This window comes from Candidatus Thermoplasmatota archaeon (genome assembly GCA_018814355.1).
Classification (GTDB): domain Archaea; phylum Thermoplasmatota; class Thermoplasmata; order UBA10834; family UBA10834; genus COMBO-56-21.
In genome coordinates this window covers 1-4,428 of the sequence record JAHIZT010000127.1, presented here as the reverse complement: position 1 = coordinate 4,428, position 4,428 = coordinate 1, and the positions used below count along the sequence as shown (strand labels likewise).

At 53.2% G+C, this 4,428-nt stretch carries 4 protein-coding genes; 3 read left to right on the top strand and 1 reads right to left on the bottom strand.

Features of this window, described 5'->3' with window-relative positions:
* Window positions 1-136: 136 nt before the first annotated feature.
* Window positions 137-385, bottom strand: a complete 249-nt coding sequence (locus tag KJ653_09740; protein MBU0686109.1) for a hypothetical protein — start codon at window positions 383-385, stop codon at window positions 137-139.
* A 285-nt stretch (window positions 386-670) separates the two neighbouring features.
* On the opposite strand from KJ653_09740, the gene KJ653_09735 reads away from it, so the two are divergent.
* From KJ653_09735 to KJ653_09725, 3 genes are all read left to right on the top strand, one after another.
* A complete protein-coding gene (locus KJ653_09735; GenBank protein ID MBU0686108.1) occupies window positions 671-916 on the top strand; it encodes a hypothetical protein in 246 nt (81 codons plus the stop codon).
* Between the two features lie 6 nt (window positions 917-922).
* The gene (locus tag KJ653_09730) at window positions 923-1,795 is read left to right on the top strand and encodes a hypothetical protein (GenBank protein MBU0686107.1); all 873 of its coding nucleotides are present in this window, start codon (window positions 923-925) and stop codon (window positions 1,793-1,795) included.
* A 1,267-nt stretch (window positions 1,796-3,062) separates the two neighbouring features.
* Window positions 3,063-4,115: an IS110 family transposase gene (locus tag KJ653_09725; GenBank protein MBU0686106.1), complete on the top strand. Its 1,053-nt coding sequence runs from the start codon at window positions 3,063-3,065 to the stop codon at window positions 4,113-4,115.
* Window positions 4,116-4,428 lie beyond the last annotated feature (313 nt).

The following is a 4,428-nucleotide window of genomic DNA, read 5'->3' as shown; positions in this document are numbered from 1 at the left end:
ATCCCTTTACTCGAAGAGTCTTGGAGAACGTCGAGAACGAGAGGAGGAAGGGGGAAATCCCAAGTCCCATCGTCGTCCAACCATCCAGAATGGTGGCTGATAGGCCACGAGGTCATAGAGGTTCGGAATGAAGACGCTAGAGGACGCTCTCAATAAGTGCCCCGACCAGGACCAGCACTACCCCCGAACTTCCTTCAACGATGAACAGGGGATGCTTGAAAAAGGCATACCCTCCAAACCCACCAACCATTGCACCAGTGCCTATCCATATGAGACCGTGCCCGATGTCGTTGTTTACAATAGCAAGGCCGATGATGATTATTGCCAGGCCCACGAGTACTACTAGGGCCGTCAAAGGGATCTGTCCACTCTGATCGTTTTTCATTCCGAACCACCAGCTCGAGATACCGATGCACTATCATAAACGTTTGGCGGTCCACCTGCGCGGATTCACAACTCCAGCTCGATCCCCGCAGATTCGCATCCAAGATATGTGCTGACCCGTAGGGATTCTGGGGATGAGTATATATACGGACTACTTTATTTGATATTCCACCCCGGATGGTCGTTCGTGATACGCCTGGGTGAGGCATAAGAGTCACGGAGCAAAGTTTATTATCACGTGGCATATGCTTCGGACGAAGCTATTGCGGTAGGGACAGGTGCAAGGATGCCAAAGAAGAGAGATGTCATCTTAATGGCGTTCTCAAAGGAAGATTCTGAAGCAGCCCTCGTGGCAACCGGACACAGGGTCGAACAAGGCAAGATTCTAGCTGAAAATGGCACCCCGCTGAAGTGCCACCGATGCGACAGGATAATGTCAACAGAGAACGTCGGTAGGATACTCCCTGGTTCAATTGCGGTGTATTGTGACGACCCGACTTGCTTCCATGATTTCTCGGTAAAACTTGTGTGAGCATGTATGGCCCTTCGCGACATACTGAAGGGCATCTCAGCAAGACTTGGCATCAATATTGAAGGGGATCTTTTCAAGTATGCGCCAAAGAGCTCGGGTAGCTTCCATGCCAAAAAGGTGAGGGCCGGCACGATTGTGATCGGCGATGTGTACATCATGGGTCCCGACAACACGCATCTAATGCTCGAATCTGGAAATGCTGAAGAAATCAAGAACCTTGTCAAGATGAACGAAAAGGAAGTGGGAGGGTTCACAAGAGCCGACCTCGCGGGACACGACATGCTTGCACTAGGAACTCAGGAGGAAAACAGGTATCTTCTGCAGGGCCTGAAGGACATAATCGGCCTCGATGACTTGAGTGCCCTTTCTGCGGCCCTGGCCATCAAGAAGCATGAACTGTTGGGTTACGGGCCTAAAGCAGGCGAGTTGCGACGTTCGCTTCGAACCCGTTTTGGCGAACGAGGCAATAGGATCTACGTCTTCTACGGAAGTGGTTTGCTTGAGAGGTTCATGTTGCCCTTGATTGAGTACATAGAGTACGCAGGAACTTGGTCGGACAAGTTGGCAGCCAAGAACCTCTGGAACGCCTGCCTCGAGCACATGGACTATGCGGTTTTCGTGAACTCCAGGATGACCGCTGACGAAGTGGTGTCCGAAATCCTGATTCGATTCAGAGTTGACATGGTACCAGTTGTGTTCCTATTCGGTAGAACATCTGGCATCAACAAGAAGATTCGTGCTTCTGTGAAGAGATTCATCGAGGAAGAGCGAGAATATCAGTTGGAATCAAGAGACTACGTGGTTGAAGAAACGGAGTATGAAATCGGCGACTATGTGTCACTCGTTGTTGTTGTACGAAGAAAGCAGACCGGAAAGTAATCAGGTACGAATCCCGAGTGTCGAACTTCACACCGACCGTCAAGGTGCCCCTCTCCCTGACCGACCTCGAACGGATCTTCAGATGCCCCGAGACCTCACTGGCTCGCAAACTGGAGAGGTTAACATGATAGCATACGACGTTTTCCTGCTGGCCCCATGTCTATCGGATGCGTATGCTATGGATTTCCTGTATTGTTCAAGAGAGAGAGAAGAGAGAGACCTAGGGTCTCTCGGCCCCCCTCGGTTTTTTGCCCCCTCCGCTTCGGGTAAGGCATACCTTCCAGACATGGATCCTGAGTGTAGCACTTCGGTTCGGCCGAAGGAAAGCGTCACACCGACATTGTTCTCGAACCGAGCCTATATTCTCTCGGACATCGTTGTCGTTTCGCAGAAGGGAGGCGAGCCGGGCGGAGGATCAACAGTTCTCAGTCTTGACGGTGCGGATGCCGAAGGACCTGCACGTCTCATTGTGGCAGATGAAGATCATCAGACGGGTCAACATCGAGACCTTCATCCGGGACGCGATCAAGGAGAAGCTCGGGAAAGCGGACCCATGACAGGCGAGCTCCTGGAAGCTGGAATCTCAACGCAACACCAGGGGTTGAACGAGCAAATCCCCGCTGCTGGACGTGGCATTTCAAAGGGACTCGATGTCGAGCAACGGATTCAGACTTGGAGAGTTGGGCGCCCAATATACCAAGAGATGGTCACGATCAAGGTCCAAATCCCTGACGAGTTGAATCACATGCTCGAGCAGCTCAAGTATCTCAGAGGGATCCCGAAGGGCGACGTCATCAGCTGCGCCCTGGGCGATTTGTTGTCGTCGAGAGAATAGCGCCGGTGTGAACAATCTTCCCGGGCGTGTCCCAGTCCGTAGAGACTCGATCACCATGTCGTGATGCCTTCACCGGGCCCTGCGGCGGGGGCAAAAACCGCAGGGGGCCGAGAGACTTCGGTCTCTCTCTCTCTCTCTCTCTCTCTCTTGATATAATGGAGCCTACGTGCGATGTTGTTGTCGTCGCAGGGTTAGCCAGCAGGAAACTGACGCCAACACTCAATTTCCCACCCCGAGTTTGTCGATCTTTCGAGCCAGCGTCACCGGGTCGTTCCCAGTAGGTCGGCTCAGGATGCAGCAGGACATGATTGAGATTGTCTACTCCAGCACAGGAAAGCCCATAGGGATGGTATGTAGAAGAGGCCACTCGCCATTTCGTAGCAACGAGGTTGGATTCCCAGTGCCTCAATACGAATCGGAGGCGAGTAGGCCATGCTGTACATAGGAATGGACGTGCATAAAGAATTCTGTCAGGCGTGCGTGATCGATGAACGAGGACGGGCCCTCTCTAACGAGAGGTTCCCGTCCACACATGAGAGCCTGGATGTATTCCTAGCTGGCATCAAAGATGCCAAGTTCGTCATCGAGTCGACGGGCATGTGGGAGTTCATCTACGAGGGCATCGAGAAGAGAGGGTTCGAGGTACAGCTGGCTCATCCATTGAAGGTCCGGGCGATAGCCGAAGCCAGGGTCAAGACCGACAAGGTCGACGCGGAAACCCTGGCTCAACTACTTCGAGCGAACCTCATCCCAAGATCCTGGATCCCGCCCAAGGATATGCGCGATCTCAGGCAACTCGTGAGACAGCGCGCATATCTCGTCCAGCAGTCTACAAGTCTCAAGAATCGAATCCACGCCGAACTCCTCAGACGAGGAGTACGGCGTCCTGAGAACCTCAAGACACCGTTCGCCCAGAGAAGCGCCCGCTGGATGCGCTCATTGGAGATTCCAACAGTGTCTTCGTGCCTGAACTGCCTCGAGTATGTCCAGGCACAAATCGAGGAAATCAATGCACAGCTGCTGGTTGAATTCCAGAGGAGAGGCGATGCCCAGCTCATTTCGACGGTTCCGGGCATCGGATTCTACGGCGCTCTTCTCATCCTCGCGGAGATAGACGACGTCCGCAGGTTCCGCCATTCCGAGAACCTGTGCGCATATGCGGGACTGGTGCCGACTGTAAGCCAGTCGGCATCGTCCGTCAAGTATGGCGCCATCAGCAAGGATGGTTCCGCGTATCTGAGGTGGATCCTCACGGAGTCTGTCCACGTCCACACTCGATACAATCCGGGATCGCAACTCTCGAGCTTCCATGCGAGAGTCGCGAAGCGACGTGGCAAGCGGATAGCCACGGTCGCGACTGCGAGGAAACTCCTTCGAATCATCTACTTCATGCTCATGAGACATGAGCCATATCAGAGTCACGGATCCGACCCCGGGAAAAGAGTGCACTCCGAGTGCGACCTATGGATTGGGGCAAATCCCTGACAAGGGACGAAGTTGCCATAGTGCGGCGTAGACCGCGAATAGAGGTATGTCCGAACCCCAACTTGAGGGAAACCCGAACGGAGGCAAATCAAAAGAACGAGAAACACGATTCAGATGTGGCGCGAGGGACACTTCAACATAGAGGTCTTTTCTGAGGCTCACGCCCCTTTTTGCTCTTTCACCCTAAGGGGTTTCACATTTCTTTATGACAAGGCAATCTAGCGAGGACCAGAATGCGACTATTGGCAGATGAGAAAGCCTCACAGCCGTATTGTAGACTCCAAAGTCAAATGCCTCTAAAACTACCTTCCCT

What these genes read in the sequence shown, in the direction of transcription:
- KJ653_09740 (MBU0686109.1), bottom strand. Translation starts at nt 385, where the DNA reads ATGAAAAACGATCAGAGTGGACAGATCCCTTTGACGGCCCTAGTAGTA.
- KJ653_09735 (MBU0686108.1), top strand. Translation starts at nt 671, where the DNA reads ATGCCAAAGAAGAGAGATGTCATCTTAATGGCGTTCTCAAAGGAAGAT.
- KJ653_09730 (MBU0686107.1), top strand. Translation starts at nt 923, where the DNA reads ATGGCCCTTCGCGACATACTGAAGGGCATCTCAGCAAGACTTGGCATC.
- KJ653_09725 (MBU0686106.1), top strand. Translation starts at nt 3,063, where the DNA reads ATGCTGTACATAGGAATGGACGTGCATAAAGAATTCTGTCAGGCGTGC.